Here is a 20,421-nt window from a genome sequence, read left to right as displayed (position 1 = left end):
GCCTTGACCCGATCGAGACCTTCGGGCGGATCGCTCAAGGGCCCGGAGCGCGCACCCGACATCTCGCCCGAGGCAGATGATGGGCTCACCGACCGACACCCCGCTCCCGACCGGCCGCCGTCGTGATCGCGGCCGGGCGCGACCGCGGCTCGCCTCGCTCGCCGTGGCCCTCGTGGCGCTGGCAGCGGGCTCGTCCGTCCCGGTCGCCGTCGGTGCCTCCGACGACGGCGCCGGCCGCCTCCTCCACGACGAGCCGGTCCCCGAGCTGTCGTTCGACGAGGTGATCGAGGTCATCGGCGATCCGCACCTCGAGTTCGATCACGGCCTCGTCCGGGCGATCGACCCACCGCAGCTCGAGCTGCCGGCCGGCGTCGACGATCCGGGCGGCGATCCGAGCGGTCAGCGATCGCTCGCCCGGGCTGCGGGGTTCGAGGCGATCTCCGCATCCGATGCTCTCTCGCTGCACTCGAAGCCCGGCTCCACGCGCACCGTGTTCCTCGACCTCGACGGCCATGTCACCACGGGAACCGCGTGGAACAGCGGCTTGGAGGACCCGAAGGACAGGATCGAATCCGGACCGTACTCCCGGGAGCCGCTCGGCTCCGAGGACGACACCCTGTCGTCGCACGAGCTGGAGGGCATCGTCGACATCTTCGAGCGCGTCGCCGAGGACTTCGCGCCGTGGGACATCGACGTCACCACCCAGGACCCCGGCGTCGACGCGCTCGCCAAGTCCTCGGCGAGCGACCAGCGGTACGGGGTGCGGGTGGTGATCTCCCCCGACTACACCTGGCTCGACAGCCGCCGCTTCGGGGGCGTCGCCTACGTCGGCTCGTTCGACAAGTACGACCTGCCGGCGTTCGTGTTCTCGTCGAACCTGGCGCAGGGCAACCCGAAGTCGGTCGCCGAGGCGGTGTCCCACGAGGTCGGACACGCGCTCGGGTTGACCCACGACGGGATCCACCGCTCCGGCGAGAGCAGGCTCGACTACTACGACGGCCACGGAGACTGGGCGCCGATCATGGGCGTGGGCTACCGACGTCCGATCACCCAGTGGTCGAGGGGCGAGTACACGGGCGCCACCAACAAGCCGGCCCCGGAGGGCAGCGACGAAGAAGGTGGCGACGACGATCTCGAGGTGATCGACTCCCACCTGACGCGTCGACCCGACGACTCCGGCGCCACGGTGCTCGGCGCCTCCGACACGAGCACCCGCCACACCCTCAGCGTCGGCGGCGCGACCGCACGCCACCGCCTGGTGACCGCCGGCGGGCGCGTCGAGGTCTCCGTCGAGCGGTGGCACCCGTTGGGCAACCTGCTGGCCGAGCTGCGCATCCGCGACGCCTCGGGCACCGTCGTCGCCGTGTCGAGGCCGAGCGATCCCGCCAGCTGGAGCCTCTCCGCGACCCTCGCCGACGCGACCCCGTCCGCGGAGTACACCGTCGAGGTCCGCAGCGTCGGCTGGGGCACCGCCGACGACGGCTTCACGGCCTACGCCTCGATCGGCGAGTACGTGCTCGGAGTCGACGTGGAGCGTCCGTCGGGTCCCGTGACGCCCACGACCGTCCCCTCGGGAGGCGGCGGCTCCTCGTCGTCGACCCCGCCGCCGAGCGACGCCGGCACGACGACCACGGTCCCGAGGACCGACCCGCGGCCCGCCGACACCGGCCACCGCCTCACGGCGACGCGACCCCGACGCATCCTCGACACCCGCACGGACCCCGCGATCGGTCGCCTCGCTGCGGGCGAGACGGTGCGCGTCGCGGTCGCGGGCGTCCCGTCGACGTCGACCGCGGTGGTGGCGAATGTCGCCGCCGTCCGCCCGGGTGGACCCGGTTTCGTGTCCGTGACCCCGTGCACCGGGCCGGTGGGCGCCACCTCGTCGCTGAACTACCTCGCAGGCCGCAACGTCGCGAACTCGATCACGACGCCGCTCTCGGGCGCCGGGGAGCTCTGCGTCCACAGCTCGGCCGCGACGGACATCGTCCTCGACGTCACCGGCTGGATCGGTCCCGACGGCGAGACGGCGCTCCAGGCGATCGAGGCCGTGCGCGCGGTCGACACGCGGATCGGGATCGGGCTCGACGGCCGCCTCGTCGCCGGGCGTCGCGGCGTGATCGAGCTCCGTGACGTGATCGGCGCCGAGACCGGTGCCGTGGCGGTCAACGTGACCGCCGTGAACCCGTCGGCCTCCGGCTTCGTGAGCGTGGACGACTGCTCCGAGCAGGCCACCGAGAGCTCGGCGCTCAACTTCACCGCCGGCCGCACCCGCGGGAACAACGGGGTGTTCGCCGTCGGTTCGCGACGTCGTCTGTGCGTGACCAGCTCGGTCGCGACCCACCTCACGGTCGACGTCACCGGGCGGTTCGGCGCCGGCGACGGCCTCACCTTCGTCCCCGCGGAGCCGGCCCGGGTGCTCGACACCCGCAGCAGCGGCCGCCTGTCCCCCGGTGCGAGCACCGGTGTCGAGGTCCCCTCGCCGAGCACCCCGAACGGGCTCACCGCCCGCCCCGTCGCCGCGAGCGTGAACATCACCGCCGCTCTCCACGACTCGGGCGGCTACGTGACGGCGTGGGGCTGCGGACCCCGACCCACCACCTCGGCGCTCAACCCAGTCGCCGGGATCGCCACCGCGAACAGCGCGCTGGTCCCGCTGACCGACACGGGGCGGACCTGCATGTTCCACGCGAACGGCGGCCACCTGATCGTCGATCTCGCCGGTTGGTGGGTCTGACCCCCGACCTCGCCGCACGAACCCGGCGGGCGCGATGCGGATCGTGGGGGCACCCCGGCGCGAGACGTGCCAGACTGGCGGGATGCAGCAGCTCAACGTGCTCGGTGAACCGCTGCAGACGTGCTCGACCGACCCGTTGACCGGGTTCCGGCGAACGGGTTGCTGCGACAACCACGGCGACGACCCGGGGATGCACACCGTGTGCTGCCGCGTCGACGACCGGTTCCTCGAGTTCTCCCGCCAGCAGGGCAACGACCTGACGACCCCCAACCCACGGTTCGGGTTCGAGGGGCTGCGTGACGGCGACCGGTGGTGCGTGTGCGCGCCCCGGTGGAAGGAGGCCTTCGATGCCGGCGCCGCGTGCGACGTCGTCCTCGAGGCGACCCACCTGTCGACCCTGGAGTACGTGGACCTCGCCGACCTCCGACAGCACTCGATCGACCCCCGCTGACCTCGCCCGACGGGCCGGTCAGGCTCCGTCGATGGCCTCGCGCACCGCCGCCGCGACCTCGCTGGCGGTGGCCCCCGGGGTCAGCACCTTGGCCACCCCGGCCGCGTGCAGCGGTTCGACGTCGGCTTCGGGCACGATGCCCCCGACGACGATCGGGATGTCGACACCGCGCTCGCGGACCTTCTCGACCACCAGCGGCGCGAGCGTCATGTGCGCCCCCGACAGCATCGACAGCCCGATGGCGTCCACGTCCTCGTCCACCGCCGCGGCCGCGACGGTCTCGGGCGTCTGGAAGAGGCCGGTGTAGATCACCTCGAAGCCGGCGTCGCGCAGGATGCGCGCCACCACCTTCACCCCCCGGTCGTGGCCGTCGAGGCCGACCTTGGCCACCAGCACGCGCTCACCTGACATCAGCGATCCCCCTCATCGATCCGAGTAGTCGTAGAAGCCGCGACCGGCCTTGCGTCCGAGCAGCCCGGCCTCCACCATCCGCGACAGCATCGCCGGTGAGGCGTACAGCGGTTCCTTGAACTCGGAGTACATCGACTCGGCGACGGCCTGGGTGGTGTCGAGGCCGATCAGGTCGGCCAGCGCCAGCGGACCCATCGGGTGGTTGCAGCCCTCGACCATCCCGGCGTCGATGTCCTCGGCGGTGGCGAACCCCGACTCCATCATCCGGATCGCGGAGAGGATGTACGGGATCAGCAGGGCGTTCACGACGAACCCGGCGCGATCCTGGCTGCGGATCACGATCTTCGACAGCACGTCCTGCGCGAAGCGCTCGGCCGTGGCCACCGTCTCGCGCGACGTCATCAGGCTGGTCACCAGCTCCACCAGGCGCAGCACGGGGACCGGGTTGAAGAAGTGGATGCCCACGACCCGGTCCGGACGCTGGGTGGCGATGCCGAGCTTCATGATCGGGATCGAGCTGGTGTTGCTCGCGAGGATCGCGTCCTGCGACTCGACGACCTCGTCGAGGGTCCGGAAGACGTCGATCTTCAACGCCTCCCGCTCGATGACCGCCTCGATGACGAGCTCGCGGTCGGCGAGGTCGCCGAGGTCGGTCGTGAAGTCGAGTCGTGCGACGGTCGCGTCGCGCTCCTCGGCGGTCATCCGGTCACGTGCGACGGCCTTGTCGAACGAAGCGAGCAGGCGGTCGCGACCACGCTCGGCGGACTCGGCGTCGACCTCGCGCACCACGACGTCCATCCCCGCTCGAGCGCACACCTCGGCGATGCCCGCCCCCATCTGACCGCACCCGACGACACCGACCCGCTCGATCGACGTCGTGTCCCTCTGCGTCGTGGTGTCGCTCATCGACGCGCCCAGCGGTGCGGGCGGTGGGTGATCGTGGACGAGGGACGTGTTCGCACGTGCGGAGTCTGGCACCTCGGGCGCCCGGCACGCGAGACCGGGACGCGGGGCCCTCCGTGGGACACTGGCGGGATGCAGCTGTCTCGCCGTCGCTTCCTCGCCCTGTCGGCCACCGTCGTCGTCGGGGCGTGCTCGGGCGACGACGTCGCGTTCGATCCCGACGACTCCGCGCCGACGCCGACCGGTGACGGTTCCGCGTCGACCGTGGCGGGCTCGACGTCGAGCACCGCCGCGGACACGAGCACCACGACGACGACCACGACGACGACCACGGACCCTCCCGTGGAGACCGCCCCCGGAGCGCTCCTCGACGCCGACCCCTTCGCGTTCGGCGTCGCCTCGGGTGACCCCGACGAGTCGTCGGTGGTGCTCTGGACGCGCCTCGGCCGCGATCTGCCCGTCGACGAGGTGGCCCTGGAGTGGGAGCTCACCACCGACGACGGCACGACCGAGTCCGGCTCGGTCACCGTCGACGCCTCCACGGGCTTCAGCGCCCACGTGGTGGCGAGGGCCTCGGGGCCGGGCGAGTTCGTCTTCCGCGCCGGGGAGTGGACGTCGCCGACGGGTCGGACCGCTCCGATCGACCCGACCACCTCCGAGCTGCGCATCGCCACGGCGAGCTGCCAGAACTACGAGGCGGGGTTCTACGCGGCGCACCGCGACATCGCCGAGTGGTCGCCCGACCTGGTGCTGTTCCTCGGCGACTTCGTGTACGAGAACGCGGCGCGCGAGGTCGGCGACGGGGTCGTTCGCACCCACGAGGGTCCCGAGCCGACCGACCTCGACGGCTACCGCACGCGCTACGCGACCTACCTGAGCGACCCCGATCTGCAGGCGTGCCGAGCCGCGGCTCCGTGGATGGCGATCTGGGACGACCACGAGGTCGACAACGACTACGCCGGCCTCGTGTCCCAGGACGGCGACGACCCCGACGAGTTCGCTCGGCGCCGGGCGATGGCCTACCGGGCGTGGTGGGAGAACACCCCGACCCGCCTCGACCCGCCCGACCCCGCCGCCGGGTCGGACGTCGCGTACGAGATCCACCGCGGCGTCGACGTCGGCGACCTCGTCCGCATCTCGCTGCTCGACGGGCGCCAGCACCGATCCGACCAGTTGAGCGACGCGACCCTCGACCCGGCTCCCCCGCCACCCGGGTGGGACGATCCGGAGCGCACGATGCTCGGTGGCGCCCAGGAGGGGTGGATCGCGCAGCGCTTCTCGACGTCGGGCGCCACGTGGAACTGCTTGGCGCAGCAGACGGTGCTCAGCGACGCCCGCCTCGGCGAGGCCGTGCTCAACTACGACCAGTGGGATGGCTACGTCCCCGCCCGCCAGCGGATGCTGGCGGACGCGCCGGCGAACCTCGTCACCCTCACCGGCGACATCCACCTCGCCGGCGTCGGCCTGGTGGGTCCGATCGACGGACCCGTCGGGGTCGAGTTCATCACGACCGCGATCTCGTCGTCGGCCAACGTCCCTGCCGACCTCGCGCCGCTGCTCGACTCGCTCCCGGCGATCCTCCACTCCGAGCTGGTCTCGCGCGGCTACACCCGCCACGTCGTGACCCCCGAGTCGTGGACCGCGCAGTACCGACAGGTCGTCGACGTGCTCGACCCCGCTTCGGAGGTCGTCACGTGGAAGACCTTCCGCGTCGACGCCGGCACCACCGCCGTGACGACCGTCTGACCGTCGCGCCGCACCGCACCGTCGCGCTACGGGTCAGACCCGTAGCGCGACGACGGTCGGTGTCCGTCGCGAGCGCGCCACGGGTCCGACCCGTGACGCGACGTTCGTCAGAGCTGGAGGGACTTGGTCTGCAGGAACTCCTCGATGCCGTACTCGCCGTTCTCGCGGCCGTAGCCGGACTGCTTGTAGCCACCGAACGGGGCGGCGATGTTGAAGCTGCCGCCGTTGACGTCGACCGCCCCGGTGCGCATCCGTCGCGCCACCGAGATCGCACGGTCCTGATCTCCCGACCAGACACCCCCCGACAGCCCGTAGAGGCTGTCGTTCGCGATCCGCACGGCGTCGTCGTCGTCGTCGTAGCCGATGATCGACAGCACCGGGCCGAAGATCTCCTCCTGCGCCACGGTCATGTCGTTGGTGACGCCGGCGAGCACGGTCGGCTTCACGAAGTAGCCGGTCTCGCGGCCCTCGGGCTTGCCGAGGCCGCCGGCGGCGACGGTCGCGCCCTCGTCGATCCCGGTCTGGATGTAGCCCTGCACCCGGTCCCACTGGGCCTGGCTGATGAGCGGGCCGAGGTGCATGCCCTCCTCGGTCGGATCGCCGACCTGGGTCTGCTCGGCGGCGGCCGACGCGATCTGCACCGCCTCGTCGTAGCGGCTGTTCGGCACGAGCATCCGCGTGTGCGCTGTGCACGTCTGGCCGGAGTTGAGGTAGCAGGCGAACAGGCCCTTGGGGATGACCTGCTCGAAGTCGGCGTCGTCGAGCACGATGTTCGCCGACTTGCCGCCGAGCTCGAGCGCGACCCGCTTGACGGTCTGCGACGCGACCTCGGCGACGCGCTTGCCGGCGCGCGTCGAGCCCGTGAAGCTGACCATGTCGACGTCGGGGTGCGACGCCAGGGCCTCGCCGACGACCGGGCCGGTCCCGGTGACGAGGTTGAACACCCCGGCCGGGAGGCCGACCTCGTGCATGATCTCGGCGAGGATGAACGCGTTCAGCGGAGCCACCTCGGAGGGCTTGAGCACGATCGTGCACCCCGCCGCCAGAGCCCCTCCGACCTTGCACACGATCTGGTGCAGGGGGTAGTTCCACGGGGTGATCGCGGCGACGACGCCGACCGGCTCCTTGACGACCAGGCTGTTGCCGATCTCCTCCTCGAACCGGAACGTGTCGAGGAGCGTCGCGAACGTCTGCATGTTGCCGGCGGGGAGCCCGGCCTGGATCATGTTCGACCAGGTGATCGGCATCCCGACCTCCCCGGCGATCGTCTCGGCGATCTCGGCGCCGCGCGCCTGCAGCGCCTCGTTCAGGCGGACGAGGTACTTCTGGCGCTCCTCGACCGGGGTCTGCGACCACGACTCGAACGCGGCCTTCGCCGCGGCCACCGCGCGTGCCGCATCGCTCTCGTTGCCGTCGGGGATCGACCCCATCACCTGCTCGGTCGCCGCGTTGACGACGTCGATGGAGCCCTCGCCTGCGGAGGCGACCCAGGCGCCGTCGATGTAGATCTGATCGTGGTTGCGCATCGGATCAGTCTGACAGGCGGCAGACCGACCGGCCCCACCGGCCCGGATCCCCGACGGGCCCCGGTTCAGACGCCGGGCTGCGCGTCGAGGTGCTCGGTGGATCGGTCGATCGACTCGCCGATCCGCTCGTGCAGGCGCTCCATGTCGACGCCCTCGGTCGACTTCATGCCGAGGCGGTAGCGCGCGTAGACCCCGTGGATGATGCAGGCGGTCTTGAACGAGTTGAACGCCCGGTAGTAGTTCAGATCCGACAGGTCCGCCCCGGTCCGTTCGCGGTACCAGCGCACGAGGTCGTCGCGCGAGGCGAAGCCGTCGAGCGCGGTCGGTGCGGTCTGCGCCGCGAGCGCGGAGTCGTCGGGCTCGGCCCAGGCGTTCAGCGCGTAGGCGAAGTCGGCGAGGGGATCGCCCAGGGTCCCGATCTCCCAGTCGAGCACCGCCGTCACCTCGCCGCGGTCGTCGACCATCACGTTGTGCACGCCGTAGTCCCCGTGAACGACCCGCGCCGGGCCCTGCTCGGGGATGTTCGCGCTCAGCGTCGCGTGCAGCGCGTGGAGGCGGTCGTCGTCGTGGTCGGCCGCCTCCGCCGACGACGTCCACGATCCGTACCACGTCGCCAACTGGCGGGCGACGTACCCCTCGTGCCGGCCGAGGTCGTCGAGGCCCACCTCGGCGGGATCCACCGAGTGCAGGTGCGCGAGCACCGACACGAACGACTCGCCGACGCGGTCGCGCGCCTCGGGGTCGAGCCGCGGTGCGGTCTGCTCGGCGGTGTACAGCGCTTCGCCTCCGACCTTGCCCATCACGTAGAAGTGGCGATCGCACACCGCCCGGTCGTCGCAGTACCCGATCGGCTCGGCCACGGGGACGCCCACCGGGTGGAGCGCGTCGATGATGCGGAACTCGCGGTGCATGTCGTGCGCCTTGGGGAGCAGCTCCCCCTGCGGCGGTCGGCGGATCACGAAGTCCTCGCCGTCGGCGTCGGTCAGCGCGTAGGTGAGGTTGGAGTGACCGCCTTCGAGGCGCTCCCACGTGCAGGGGGGCACGGCTCGGGTGCGCTCCCCCATCCACGCCTCGACCACGGGTACGTCGAATCCGACCACGTCTGCCACCCCCGCATCCTCGCAGGCGCACGCCGCGTGGCGAGAGGCAGCGACCTCCCGACCGCCGACCGCCGCCGTCACCTCGGTCGCGACCACCCGTCAGCGGTGGGAGCGGTACCAGTCGATCAGCGCGTTGGTCGAGGCGTCGTGGAGCTCGGGGTCGGGGGTCCCGGTCAGCTCGGGGGTGATCCGGTTCGCCAGCTCCTTGCCGAGCTCGACGCCCCACTGGTCGTAGCTGTCGATCCCCCAGATCGTGCCCTGGACGTGGACGACGTGCTCGTAGAGCGCGATCAGCTGGCCGAGCACCGACGGCGTCAGGCGCTCGGCGAGGATCACGGTGCTCGGTCGGTCGCCCTCGAAGTCGCGGTGCGGTTCGTCGTCGTTCGACCGGCCGAACGCCAGGGCCTCGGACTGCGCGATCAGGTTCGAGACCAGCAGGTCGTGGTGCTCGGGGTGGGGGTCGTGGGATCGGGCGAAGCCGATCAGGTCACACGGGACGATCCGGGTCCCCTGGTGGAGCAGCTGGTAGAACGCGTGCTGACCGTTGGTGCCCGGCTCCCCCCAGATGATCGGGCCGGTGTCGTGCCCGACGCGCTCGCCGTCGAGGTCGACCGACTTGCCGTTGGACTCCATGTCGAGCTGCTGGAGGTAGGCAGGGAACCGCGCGAGGTCGTGGGCGTAGGGCAGCACCGCCTTGGTGTCCCACCCCAGGCGGTTCGCGTACCAGACGCCGATCAGCGCCAGCAGCACCGGTGCGTTCGCCTCGAGGGGAGCCGTGCGGAAGTGCTCGTCGACGGTGCGGAACCCGGCGAGCAGCTCGGCGAAGCGGTCCGGGCCGATCGCGATCATCAGCGACAACCCGATCGCCGAGTCGACGGAGTAGCGGCCGCCGACCCAGTCCCAGAACCCGAACATGTTGTCGGTGTCGATGCCGAACTCGGCGACGCGCTCGGCGTTCGTCGACACGGCGACGAAGTGGTCGGCGACCGCCTCCTCGCCGAGGGCCTCGACGAGCCACGATCGCGCGGTCCGGGCGTTGGTCAGCGTCTCGATCGTGCTGAACGTCTTCGACGCGACCACGAACAGCGTGGACGCGGGATCGGAGCCGGCCAGCACCGAGGCGATGTCGGCACCGTCGACGTTCGACACGAACGAGCAGCGGATCCGCTCGTGGCGGTACGGGCGCAGCGCGAGGTACGCCATCGCCGGGCCGAGGTCGGAGCCGCCGATGCCGATGTTGACGACGTGGGTGATCGACGGGTCGGACCGCACGCGCTCCGCGAAGGCTCCCATCGCGTCGAGGACCTCGTGGACGTCCGCGACGACGTCGACGCCGTCGATCGTCATCTCCGACCCGCGCGGCGCGCGCAGCGCCACGTGGCCCACCGCGCGGTCCTCGGTGACGTTGACGTGCTCGCCGGCGAACATCGCGTCGCGGCGCCCCTCGACGTCGCAGGTGCGGGCGAGATCGAGCAGCGCCTCGACGATCGCGTCGTCCACGCTCGCCTTCGAGTAGTCGACGCGCAGGTCGCCCGCGCCGACGACGTATCGCTCGGCACGCCCGGGGTCCCGCTCGAGCAGGTCGCGCAGGTGCCCGGCAGCCGGGACGTCGGCGAGGGCGGCGAGGGCGCGGGTGCGGTGTTCGCTCATGGCGGCGACCGTACCCACCGGCCGTCTCCCCCACCCGCCCGCACCGATGCACGCCCGCGCCCCGCCTCGCGGCCGCGCCGGGGACGCCGGCGACCTGGCCGCTCGATCCCGATCCGCCGCACGGACGACGACCGCCCGGACCGGGTCCGACGACGTCCGATCCGCGCGGTTCAGTCCCCGAGCAGCGAGGCCGCGCCGTGGTCGAGGAAGACGACGGTGCCGTCGGGGCCGACCGCGGCGATCGGCAGGGTCGTGTCGACGGCCGGGAGCTCGCGGCCGCCCAGCCAGCGCTCCACCGCCGGCGCCTTGGCCTCGCCCGCGACCAGCACGACGCGGCACCGCGCCGCGTCGACGACCGGGCGGCCGAGGGTCATCCGGACCCGCCCGTCGAACTCGGCGACGACGAGCGAGCGCTCGGTGCTCGTCAGCGCCCGATCGGCGTCGGGGTGGGGGTCGGGCGGCCACGACGCGGTGTGCCCGTCGTCGCCGAGACCGAGGTGCACGACGTCGAGCGGGTCGACGATGTCGTCGCCGTAGCGGCGCGCCTCGGCCACCAGGTCGATCGCGGTGACCGGCATCGGGACCGCATCGCACGGCAGCACCACGAGCTGGCCGGCGTTGCGGTCGGCGTCGCCGTCGGGGGCGACTCGCTCGTCCACCTGGAACACCGTCGTGACCGACCAGTCGACGTCCCCTCCGACGCCGGGGTCGACGAGAGCGTCGAACAGGGGCGGTGCGGTGCTCCCCCCGCTGACGGCGATCGTGGCCGAGCCGCGATCCGCGATGGCGTCCCGCAGCCGCTCGGCCACGAACGCCGCCGCCGCCGAGGCGGGGTCCGACGAGATCCGCACGTCCATCTCGCCACGCTAGCCACGCGGGGCGGGCCGCTCGTCGCCCGGGTGACCGCCGTAGGGTCGCGCCGTGACCTCGCCCCGCGCCGCGCACCCGGCCGCGCCCGATCCGGCCCACGACGGCGTCGACGACACCGACGGCGCGGATCGGGCGCGCGTCGAGCGGGGGGTGCGCGTCGGGGTCGTCGCCTACCTGCTGTGGGGGCTGCTGACGATCTACTGGAAGCAGCTCGGGGCGTTCGACGCCTTCGAGCTCATCGGGTGGCGGATGGTGTCCGCGGCGCTGGTGATGGCGGTGGTGGTCACGGTGCGCGGCTCGTGGGGCGTGGTCGCGAGGGCGATCGCCGACCGGTCGACGATGTCGCGGCTGGTGCTCGCCGCCGGGCTCCTGACGGTGAACTGGGGGAGCTACGTCTGGGCCGTCGTCGACGGTCGCGTCATCGAGACGGCGCTCGGGTACTTCATCGCCCCGCTCGCGACGATGGCGATCGGGGTGCTCCTCGACGAGACACCCACCGGCGCGCAACGGCTGGCGTTCGCGCTGGCGTCGGTCGCGGTCGTCGTGCTCACCGTGGCGAACGGCTCGCCGCCGTGGATCGCGATCCTGCTGGCGGGGTCGTGGAGCGCGTACGGGCTGACCAAGCGGCGCATCGGGCTCGACTCCGTCGACAGCCTGGCCGGCGAGACCTTCGTCCTCGTGGGTCCCTGCGGCGCTGTGGTTGCTCGTGGTCGGATCCCGACCGGGCAGCGTCGTCGCGTCCGCCGAGGTGCTCGACGGGGTCCTCGTCGCCGGCACCGGGTTGATCACCGCGATCCCGCTGGTGCTGTTCGCCTCGGCGGCCCGGTCGATCCCCTTCACCCTGCTCGGCCCCCTGAACCTCATCGTCCCGGTGGTCAACTTCGGGCTCGGGTGGCTGGTCTACGGCGAGGCGATGCCACCGGAGCGGGCGGTCGGCTTCGCGTTCGTCTGGGTCGCGCTCGCCGTCGTGATGTGGGATCGGGTGCGCGCGGCTCCTCGACGCACCGGTCGGCTCGCGGTCTCGACGTCGCGGGGACGGGCGCGGCCTCGTCGGGCGCGATGACCGTCGGGATAGTGTCGCCCCCCATGCGCCGAACCCTGCTCGCCACGTCGGTCGCGGCCCTGTGCGTCGCGTCGTGCACCGGCACCGGCACCTACAAGGACCAGACCGAGGACTTCCTCGAGGACGACTCCCAGGTCGAGACCCAGGTCGGCGGCGACGTGACCGGCGCCGAGTGCGAGGAGCCGGGCAGCACCGACGTCGGCACCACCTACACCTGCACCGCCGACATCGGCGACACGGGCCCGACCACCTTCGACGTGTGCATCGACGGGGACAACTCGTTCCTCGTGCAGGTCTACGAGTCCGGCCTCGGGGCCGGTGGCGGCGAAGCGTCGCCGTGCCCCCCGGTCAGCCCGGTCGGCACCGAGGCCTGAACCCGAGCGCCCCGCGCCCGACGCATCCGGCCGCCCGGCACGCCGCGTCATCGCCACGCGGAGGGATCGGCTCGCGCGCAACGCAGCGAATTTCGGGAGACGCACGTCACATGACTAGTGTCGCCGCGGACGAGCGGCGACCTGCTCGCAGGATCAGGTGAGGAACAGGGGGACTCGAGCTCCGGCTCAGCTCATGGCACTACTCGACGTGCACGACATCACCGTCAAGTTCGGCGGGATCACGGCGTTGGACGATCTCTCGTTCACGATCGACGAGGGGCAGATCTGCGGTCTGATCGGTCCGAACGGCGCCGGCAAGACGACCCTCTTCAACGTCGTCAGCAGGATCTACGACCCGACCTCGGGCGGGATCGACTTCGACGGCGAGGACCTCCTCGACTACGCACCGCACCGGATCAGCCAGCTCGGCATCTACCGCACGTTCCAGAACCTCGCGCTCTGGCCCGGGATGACCGTCCTCGAGAACGTGATGGTCGGAGCCCACTCCCGCTCCAAGCAGAACATGGTGACCGCGGGTCTGCGCATCGGCCTGAGGAAGGAGGAGAACGACCTCAAGGTCCGAGCGTGGAACGCCCTCGACGAGATCGGCCTCACCCAGCACGCCTACCAGCCCGCCGCCGGGCTGCCCTACGGCACGCTCAAGCGGATCGAGCTCGCACGTGCCCTCGTCGGCGAGCCCCGCCTGCTGATGCTCGACGAGCCCGCTTCGGGGCTCACCCACAACGAGGTCGGCCAGCTCGGTGACCTGCTGAAGGACCTCGTGCGCCGACACAACCTGACGATGCTGCTGGTCGAGCACCACATGGGGATGGTGATGGGCACCTGCGAGAAGGTGGTGGTGATGAACTTCGGCTCGAAGATCGCGGACGGAACGCCGACCGAGGTGCAGGCCGACCCCGACGTGATCGAGGCCTACCTGGGAGGAGACGACTGATGGCGCTGCTCGAAGCCAAGGACATCCACGCCGGGTACGGACCCGTCGAGGTCCTGCGCGGTCTCGACTTCGAGGTCAACGAGGGCGAGGTCGTCGTCATCCTCGGCGCCAACGGCGCGGGCAAGACGACCACGCTGCGGGCCCTCTCGGGGATGATCGACACCCGGGGCTCGTTCCGGTTCAAGGGCGACGAGCTCGTGGGCAAGGACCCGGCCGACATCGTCCGCCTGGGGATCGCCCACGTGCCCCAGGGGCGCGGGACGTTCCCCGAGCTGACGGTCGAGGACAACCTCCACGCCGGTGCCTACGCCCGCAAGGACGGCGAGATCAAGGACGACATCGAGTCCTGGTACGACTCCTACCCGGTGCTCGGCGAGCGTCGGCGCCAGCAGGCGGGCAGCCTCAGCGGTGGTGAGCAGCAGATGCTGGCGGTCGCCCGCGCCCTGATGTCGCGGCCCGAGGTGCTCCTGCTCGACGAGCCGTCGCTGGGCCTCGCTCCGCTCATCGTCAAGGACCTGTTCGAGCGGTTCGCCGAGCTCAACCGCGAGCGCGGCGTGACCATGCTGCTCGTCGAGCAGAGCGCCCAGATCGCGCTCGGCATCGCCGATCGCGCCTACGTGCTCGAGTCGGGCTCGATCGTCGTCGAGGGCACCGCGAAGGAGCTGCGCGAGGACGATTCGATCCGCCGGGCGTACCTCGGCGTCGACGTCGACGATGACACCTCGAACGAGGAGAAGACCACGCCGGGCGCCACCGGCGCGACCGCAGCCCCGCCGACCGCGGGCACCCCCACGCCGACGGAGGGTGCCGCCACCTCGACCGCCGCGACCTCGACCGCTGCGACCCCGACCGTCGCATCCTCGACCGTGGCGTCGTCGACCGCAGCCCCCGCCGCTCCCCCCGCCGACACGAACCCCGACCCGGATCGCCGCGGCGATCCCCACCCGAACGGAGAGACCCGCTGATGCAACTGCTCGTCGCACGGATCATCGACGGCCTGTCGAACGGCGCCACCTACGCCGCGATCGCCCTCGCCCTGGTGCTCATCTTCAAGGCGACCACCCTGATCAACTTCGCGCAGGGGACCCTGGCGATGCTGGGCGGCTTCGGCGTCTACGTGCTCGCGTCCGAGCAGGGCATCCCCGTGTGGATCGCGCTGCTGATCTCGATGATCCTCAGCGGGATCGTCGCCGCCGGTCTCGAGCGCACCCTGATCCGTCCGTTCGATCCGGCCGACCACCTGCCGCTGGTGATCATCACCCTCGGCCTGCTGCTGGCGGGCGACTCCCTCGCCGGGGTCATCTGGCGCAACGACCCCCGCGCGTTCCCCCGCCTGTTCCCCGACGGCAACGTGTTCACCTGGGGCATCACCCAGCTCCGCTGGTACGACGTCGGCGTCGTGGTGTCGGTGCTGGTGCTCGTCGGCCTGCTCGAGCTGCTGCTGAACAAGACCAGGATCGGGCTCGCGTTCCGCGCCGTGTCGTCGAACCTCGAGTCGAGTCGGCTCGTCGGGATCAAGGTCGGCCAGACCCTGATGTTCGGCTGGGCGCTCGCAGCGGCCGTCGGCACCTTCGCGGCGGTGCTGTACATCTCCAGCCCGATCCGCCAGATCGAGCCGACGTTCATGCTGCGCGTGCTCATCTTCTCGACGGCCGCCGCCGCCCTCGGCGGTCTCGACAGCGTCAAGGGGGCGCTGGTCGGCGGGATCCTGATGGGGATCATCCAGGCCTTCTTCGGCTACGTCGTGAGCTGGAGCAGCGACCTGTCCTGGTTCCCCGACATCGGCAACGAGCTGAACCTGGCGACGGCGTTCCTCGTCCTGCTCGTCGTCCTCCTCGTCCGACCTGCCGGCCTGTTCGGCACCAAGAGCATCGAGCGCGTATGAGCCTGATCACCGTCACCCGCAACTCCACCGAGCACCGCACCATCCAGATCGTCGGTTGGGCGATCGCCGCCCTGGTGATCCTCGCGGTCCCGTTCTTCTTCGACGAGACGTGGGTCTTCAGCCCACCCGGCGTCGTCGGCGACTACACGATCGGGATGAGCCAGATCCTGCTCGCGATGGCGTGGGCCGTCGCGGTGCTCGGCCTCAACCTGCTGATCGGGTTCAGCGGGCAGATCTCGCTCGGGCACAGCTTCTTCGTCGGCATCGGGGCCTACACCGCGGGCATCTTGATGCTGGACTACGACTGGGGCTTCCTCGCGACGCTGATCGTCATCGTGCCCGCCTGCTTCCTGCTCGGGATGATCGTCGGGATCCCGGCGCTGCGGATCAAGGGGCTCTACCTGGCGCTCGTGACGCTCGTGCTGTCGGTGATCTTCCCGACGCTGGTCCGACTCGACTGGCTGGCCTCGTTCGGCCCCGACGGCGCGTACGGGACCCGCGGCTCCAACGGCCTCAACGTCGGAGCCAGCTACGAACCGCCGGGGTGGTTCCCGGTCGACGGCCTCTCGAACCTCTTCCAGGGGATCCCGCTGATCGGCGGGATCTTCGGCGAGGGCGAGCTCGGTCGTCGCTCCCCCGAGCGGATCTGGACCTACTTCCTCGCTCTCCTGATCGTGCTGGTGATGTTCTGGGTCGCGCACAACGTCATCCGCAGCCGCGTCGGTCGGGCGTTCATCGCGATCCGCGACAACGAGACCGGCGCCGCCGTGTCCGGGGTCAACGTCCCGCTCTACAAGACGCTCGCGTTCGGTCTGTCGTCGGCCTTCGCCGGCGTCGGCGGGATGATGTACGCGTTCACCATCGGGGCTCTCGCTCCCGACGTGTTCGGCCTGAACCTCGCGATCTTCTTCATCGTCGGCCTCGTGCTCGGCGGGGTCGCGACCTTCCCCGGCGCGATCATCGGAGGTCTGGCGATCGTGCTGATCCCCGAGCTGTCGAGCCAGTGGGCCACGCAGAACACCTCCCTCGCGGGGTTGCAGGTCACCGGCGACCGGCCCTACGCCGGGGTGCTGCTCGGGCTGTTCCTGATCATCGTCACCTTCGTCCTGCCCGGCGGGATCATGGCCGGGGTGACGCGCCTCAAGAAGGCCGTCTTGAAGGTCGTCCCGGTGCCTCCGTCGGGCGTCGACGCGAGGGGCGTCGAGCTGACGGAGGACCCCGACGACCTCGCCGAGGGCGACGACCACGAGACGCGCGGCGAGAGGGTCCTCGGCACCGAGGACGACCACGTCGACGATCACGTCCGCGCCGGCGAGCAGACGACGGGCGCCTGAGCACGGGGTCCACGACCGGCGAACCGCGTGCCCGAAGTCACGCGCCGGGACACGATCGACTACAGTCTCGACACAACCGCCGCCCGAACCGGGCGGTCGAACATCAGGGGGAGAATCCATGAGAAGATCACGAATGACACGCGCTCTCGCGCCTGTCCTGGCTCTCGGTCTCGTCGCCGCCGCCTGCGGCAGCGACGGCGATGCGAGTGACGAGGTCGACGAGGCCACCGACGTCGCGGACAGCGCGATCGACGACGCCGCCGAGACCGCCGACAGCCTGGCCGACGACACGATGACCGACGACACGGCGACCGACACCGCGGCGACCGACACCGCCGCGACGGACACCGCCGCGGAGGGCACGACGGCCGAGGGCGGCACTGCCGCCGAGGGCGGCGGCTCCGGCGAGTACGGCGGCGAGCCCGTCGAGGGCATCGTCGAGGTCGGCGCCGGGACCCAGATCGACACGAACGAGTGCCCCAGCGACTGGAGCAACACCGACGGCCTCGAGGGCCCGATCGAGATCGGCGTCTCGCTGCCCCAGTCGGGTCAGCTCGCCGCGTTCGGGGCGATCGGCGAGGGCCTCGAGGCCTACTTCGACATGCTCAACGAGTCGGACCCGATCGACGGCAAGCAGGTCGAGTTCGTGCTGCGCGACGACGCCTACGACCCGGCACGCACGCAGTCGAACATCGAGGACATGCTCGAGACCGACGACATCGGCGCCTTCTTCTCGATCATCGGCACACCGAACAACGCGGCGGTCCGTCCGATCCTCGACGAGGAGTGCGTCCCGCAGCTGTACAACTCGACCGGCTTCCCGGCGTGGGGCGACCCCGAGAACTTCCCGTGGACGATCGGCGGCCTGCTGCCGTACAACACCGAGGCCGACATCTGGTGCGAGCACATCACCTCCGAGCTCGGTGAGGGAGCGACCGTGGCCGGTCTGTTCATGAACAACGACTTCGGCGCCGTCTACCAGGACTCGATGGAGGCCTGCGAGGGCATCGAGCTCGTCGAGAGCCTGACCCACGAGGCCACGGCGGCCGACATCTCCAACGAGCTGACGACGCTGTCGGCGTCCGACGCCGATGCGTTCGTGCTCGGCTCGACCGCGGCCTTCTGCCCGCAGGCGATGGCCGGTGTGGCCGGTAGCCCGTGGGAGCCGCTGTTCCTGATGTCGAACACGTGCAGCTCGATCTCGTCGTTCTTCACCCCGGTCGACCCGGCCGGGCAGGGCGTGCGGATCGTCGGCTACACCAAGGAGGTCTCCGACGAGGCCTTCGCCGACGACCCCGCCGTCCAGGAGGCCCGCCAGGTCCTCGAGGACGCCGGGATCGACCCCGACTCCGGTTCGGCTCCGACGGGCGTGATCTTCGCGCTGACGCTGGAGCAGATCCTGCGTGAGGCGGCCGCGCTGCCCGGTGGGCTGACCCGCACCAACATCATGGCGGCGACGTGGAACCTGGACTTCACGAACGACCTCCTGCGTGAGGGCGTGAACCAGCAGACCGACGGCATCAACGACGCCTACGCCAACGAGGGCGGGTACATCGTCGAGTACCAGGCCCCCGAGAGCGGCGGGAACGGCCGGTACGAGACCGTCTCCGACCTCATCTCGGTCGAGGGCGAGACCGGTTCGGTGAGCCAGCCCGGGAGCTGATCCCGGCGAGCCGCCCGCTCCCTCGGGGGCGGTGCTCACCACCACGCGAGGCGCAGGCCCGGCGACGTCGTCGCCGGGCCTGCGCCGTTCCGGGAGCGTCCGGCGGCGTGGCGGTCGCCGGGCGGCCACGTCGCCCTCGCTACGGTGTGCGCCCGAGAGACCGCTCCACCCCACGGAGCGGTCGCGAGCACCGGAGGCACCCATGCAACGAACACGTCTGACCCGAGCCGTCGCGCCCGTCGTGGCGCTCGGCCTCGTCGCCGCCGCCTGCAGCAGCGACTCCGACACCGCCGAGACCGTCGACGACGCCGCCGAGACGGTCGAGAGCGCGGCCGACGACGCCGGCGAGACCGTCGAGAGCGCCGCGGACGACGCGACCGGATCCGTCGGCGACGACGCTCCCGGTGACACCGCCGGAGGCGAGGGCGGCGACGTCGCGGGCGGGTACGGCGGGGAGCCCGTCGACGGCATCGTCCAGGTCGGCGCCGAGACGGAGATCGACGTGGAGGAGTGCCCGAGCGACTGGAGCAACACCGCCGGGCTCGAGGGGCCCATCACGATCGCCCAGTCGCTCCCGCAGTCCGGCCAGATCGCGGCGTTCGGCGCGATCGGCGAGGGGATGGTCGCCTACTTCGAGCACGTCAACGAGACCGACCCGATCGACGGCAAGCAGGTCGAGATCGTGCTGCGCGACGACGCCTACGACCCGGCGCGCACCCAGTCGAACGTCGAGGATCTCGTCAGCACCGAGGACGTCGGCGCCTTCTTCGGGATCATCGGGACCCCGAACAACGCCGCGGTCCGTCCGATCCTCGCCGAGGAGTGCATCCCGCAGCTGTACAACTCGACCGGCTTCCCCGCCTGGGGCGACCCGGCCGAGTTCCCGTGGACGATCGGCGGCCTGCTGCCGTACAACACCGAGGCCGACATCTGGTGCCAGCACATCACCTCCGAGCTCGGTGAGGGCGCGACCGTGGCCGGTCTGTTCATGAACAACGACTTCGGCGCCGTCTACCAGGACTCGATGGAGGGGTGCGAGACGATCGAGCTCGTCGAGAACCTCACCCACGAGGCGACCGCCGCCGACATCACCAACGAGTTGACGACGCTGTCGGCATCCGATGCGGACGCCTTCGTGTTCGGTTCGACCGGGGCGTTCTGCTCCCAGGCGATGGCCGGGATCGACCAGAGCCCGTGGGACCCGCTGTTCCTGATCTCCAACACCTGCCAGGCGATCGCGTCGTTCTTCACCCCGGTCGACCCCGCCGGCCAGGGCGTGCGCCTCGTCGGCTACCTGAAGGACGTCGCCGACCAGAACTACGCGGACGACGAGACGGTCCAGGAGGCACGCCAGATCCTGAACGACGCCGGCATCGACCCCGACTCGGGATCGGCCCCGACCGGCGTCAGCTTCGGCATCGCGCTCGAGCACGTCCTGCGTGAGGCCGCGACGCTGCCGGGCGGCCTGACCCGCACCAACATCATGGCCGTCACGTGGAACCTCGACTTCTACAACGGCCTCGTGCGCGAGGACATCCAGGCCGTGACCGACGGGGTGAACGACGCGTACATCTACGAGGGTGGCTACATCGTCGAGTACCAGGCACCCGAGGGCGACGGCACCGGCAGCTACGAGACCGTGTCCGAGCTGATCTCGGTCGCCGGTGAGACGGGCTCGGTGAGCCAGCCCGGAGGCTGACGCGCAGCAGGTGGGAGCGGCCCGGCCCGTCGACCCGCCAGACCGCCACGGGGGCCC

15 protein-coding genes and 1 pseudogene are annotated in these 20,421 nt (G+C 71.2%); 10 read left to right on the top strand and 6 right to left on the bottom strand.

Features of this window, described 5'->3' with window-relative positions; translation table 11 throughout:
- Positions 1-163 precede the first annotated feature (163 nt).
- Together ACOOHC_RS05285 and ACOOHC_RS05280 are read left to right on the top strand one after the other, a co-directional pair.
- On the top strand, positions 164-2,734 hold the full coding sequence (locus ACOOHC_RS05285; RefSeq protein WP_420452965.1) for a zinc-dependent metalloprotease family protein: 2,571 nt from the start codon (positions 164-166) through the stop codon (positions 2,732-2,734).
- 82 nt (positions 2,735-2,816) lie between these two features.
- The gene (locus ACOOHC_RS05280) at positions 2,817-3,185 is read left to right on the top strand and encodes a DUF2237 family protein (RefSeq protein WP_420452964.1); all 369 of its coding nucleotides are present in this window, start codon (positions 2,817-2,819) and stop codon (positions 3,183-3,185) included.
- Positions 3,186-3,203: 18 nt separating this feature from the next.
- On the opposite strand, the gene ACOOHC_RS05275 is transcribed toward ACOOHC_RS05280, so the two are convergent.
- Positions 3,204-3,596, bottom strand: a complete 393-nt coding sequence (locus ACOOHC_RS05275) for a cobalamin B12-binding domain-containing protein (RefSeq protein ID WP_420452963.1) — start codon at positions 3,594-3,596, stop codon at positions 3,204-3,206.
- A gap of 12 nt (positions 3,597-3,608) precedes the next feature.
- Positions 3,609-4,502 (bottom strand): 3-hydroxybutyryl-CoA dehydrogenase, encoded by an 894-nt coding sequence (locus tag ACOOHC_RS05270; protein ID WP_420452962.1) that lies wholly within the window; start codon positions 4,500-4,502, stop codon positions 3,609-3,611.
- Positions 4,503-4,631: 129 nt separating this feature from the next.
- Here ACOOHC_RS05270 and ACOOHC_RS05265 point away from each other — a divergent pair, with 129 nt between their 5' ends.
- A complete protein-coding gene (locus tag ACOOHC_RS05265) occupies positions 4,632-6,245 on the top strand; it encodes an alkaline phosphatase D family protein (protein ID WP_420452961.1) in 1,614 nt (537 codons plus the stop codon).
- 107 nt (positions 6,246-6,352) lie between these two features.
- On the opposite strand, the gene ACOOHC_RS05260 is transcribed toward ACOOHC_RS05265, so the two are convergent.
- From ACOOHC_RS05260 to ACOOHC_RS05245, 4 genes are all read right to left on the bottom strand, one after another.
- Positions 6,353-7,771 carry an aldehyde dehydrogenase family protein gene (locus ACOOHC_RS05260; RefSeq protein ID WP_420452960.1) on the bottom strand — a complete coding sequence of 473 codons (1,419 nt, stop codon included), beginning with the start codon at positions 7,769-7,771 and terminating at the stop codon, positions 6,353-6,355.
- A gap of 65 nt (positions 7,772-7,836) precedes the next feature.
- A complete protein-coding gene (locus tag ACOOHC_RS05255) occupies positions 7,837-8,880 on the bottom strand; it encodes a phosphotransferase family protein (RefSeq protein ID WP_420452959.1) in 1,044 nt (347 codons plus the stop codon).
- Positions 8,881-8,970: 90 nt separating this feature from the next.
- Complete coding sequence (gene pgi, locus ACOOHC_RS05250) at positions 8,971-10,539, bottom strand: glucose-6-phosphate isomerase (RefSeq protein ID WP_420452958.1); 1,569 nt, start codon at positions 10,537-10,539, stop codon at positions 8,971-8,973.
- Positions 10,540-10,691: 152 nt separating this feature from the next.
- Positions 10,692-11,378: a 6-phosphogluconolactonase gene (locus ACOOHC_RS05245; RefSeq protein WP_420452957.1), complete on the bottom strand. Its 687-nt coding sequence runs from the start codon at positions 11,376-11,378 to the stop codon at positions 10,692-10,694.
- 64 nt (positions 11,379-11,442) lie between these two features.
- Here ACOOHC_RS05245 and ACOOHC_RS05240 point away from each other — a divergent pair, with 64 nt between their 5' ends.
- The 7 genes and pseudogenes from ACOOHC_RS05240 to ACOOHC_RS05210 all read left to right on the top strand — a co-directional run bounded on the left by ACOOHC_RS05240 (position 11,443) and on the right by ACOOHC_RS05210 (position 20,364).
- The gene (locus tag ACOOHC_RS05240; protein ID WP_420452956.1) at positions 11,443-12,828 is read left to right on the top strand and encodes an EamA family transporter; all 1,386 of its coding nucleotides are present in this window, start codon (positions 11,443-11,445) and stop codon (positions 12,826-12,828) included.
- A gap of 193 nt (positions 12,829-13,021) precedes the next feature.
- Positions 13,022-13,783, top strand: coding sequence for an ABC transporter ATP-binding protein (locus ACOOHC_RS05235; RefSeq protein WP_420452955.1), 762 nt, complete (start codon positions 13,022-13,024; stop codon positions 13,781-13,783).
- Positions 13,780-14,484: pseudogene (locus ACOOHC_RS05230) on the top strand (ABC transporter ATP-binding protein); the annotation flags it as partial. The gene ACOOHC_RS05235 and the pseudogene ACOOHC_RS05230, both read left to right, overlap by 4 nt.
- A 263-nt stretch (positions 14,485-14,747) precedes the next feature.
- Complete coding sequence (locus ACOOHC_RS05225; RefSeq protein ID WP_420452954.1) at positions 14,748-15,668, top strand: branched-chain amino acid ABC transporter permease; 921 nt, start codon at positions 14,748-14,750, stop codon at positions 15,666-15,668.
- Positions 15,665-17,002, top strand: coding sequence for a branched-chain amino acid ABC transporter permease (locus ACOOHC_RS05220; RefSeq protein WP_420452953.1), 1,338 nt, complete (start codon positions 15,665-15,667; stop codon positions 17,000-17,002). The genes ACOOHC_RS05225 and ACOOHC_RS05220 overlap by 4 nt, the downstream gene beginning before the upstream one ends.
- A gap of 133 nt (positions 17,003-17,135) precedes the next feature.
- A complete protein-coding gene (locus ACOOHC_RS05215) occupies positions 17,136-18,665 on the top strand; it encodes an ABC transporter substrate-binding protein (RefSeq protein WP_420452952.1) in 1,530 nt (509 codons plus the stop codon).
- A gap of 202 nt (positions 18,666-18,867) precedes the next feature.
- Complete coding sequence (locus ACOOHC_RS05210; RefSeq protein WP_420452951.1) at positions 18,868-20,364, top strand: ABC transporter substrate-binding protein; 1,497 nt, start codon at positions 18,868-18,870, stop codon at positions 20,362-20,364.
- The last annotated feature ends 57 nt before the right edge of the window (positions 20,365-20,421 follow it).

The sequence above is a fragment of the Ilumatobacter sp. genome, assembly GCF_965215205.1.
Classification (GTDB): Bacteria; Actinomycetota; Acidimicrobiia; order Acidimicrobiales; family Ilumatobacteraceae; genus Ilumatobacter_A.
Note: the sequence above shows the minus strand (reverse complement) of the source record. Positions and strands in the feature narration are given on the sequence as shown.

Bases quoted from the DNA above. Each gene is read 5' to 3' on its own strand.
- ACOOHC_RS05280 (WP_420452964.1), top strand. From the start codon at position 2,817: ATGCAGCAGCTCAACGTGCTCGGTGAACCGCTGCAGACGTGCTCGACC.
- ACOOHC_RS05275 (WP_420452963.1), bottom strand. From the start codon at position 3,596: ATGTCAGGTGAGCGCGTGCTGGTGGCCAAGGTCGGCCTCGACGGCCAC.
- ACOOHC_RS05270 (WP_420452962.1), bottom strand. From the start codon at position 4,502: ATGAGCGACACCACGACGCAGAGGGACACGACGTCGATCGAGCGGGTC.
- ACOOHC_RS05265 (WP_420452961.1), top strand. From the start codon at position 4,632: ATGCAGCTGTCTCGCCGTCGCTTCCTCGCCCTGTCGGCCACCGTCGTC.
- ACOOHC_RS05260 (WP_420452960.1), bottom strand. From the start codon at position 7,771: ATGCGCAACCACGATCAGATCTACATCGACGGCGCCTGGGTCGCCTCC.
- ACOOHC_RS05245 (WP_420452957.1), bottom strand. From the start codon at position 11,378: ATGGACGTGCGGATCTCGTCGGACCCCGCCTCGGCGGCGGCGGCGTTC.
- ACOOHC_RS05235 (WP_420452955.1), top strand. From the start codon at position 13,022: ATGGCACTACTCGACGTGCACGACATCACCGTCAAGTTCGGCGGGATC.
- ACOOHC_RS05225 (WP_420452954.1), top strand. From the start codon at position 14,748: ATGCAACTGCTCGTCGCACGGATCATCGACGGCCTGTCGAACGGCGCC.
- ACOOHC_RS05220 (WP_420452953.1), top strand. From the start codon at position 15,665: ATGAGCCTGATCACCGTCACCCGCAACTCCACCGAGCACCGCACCATC.
- ACOOHC_RS05215 (WP_420452952.1), top strand. From the start codon at position 17,136: ATGACACGCGCTCTCGCGCCTGTCCTGGCTCTCGGTCTCGTCGCCGCC.
- ACOOHC_RS05210 (WP_420452951.1), top strand. From the start codon at position 18,868: ATGCAACGAACACGTCTGACCCGAGCCGTCGCGCCCGTCGTGGCGCTC.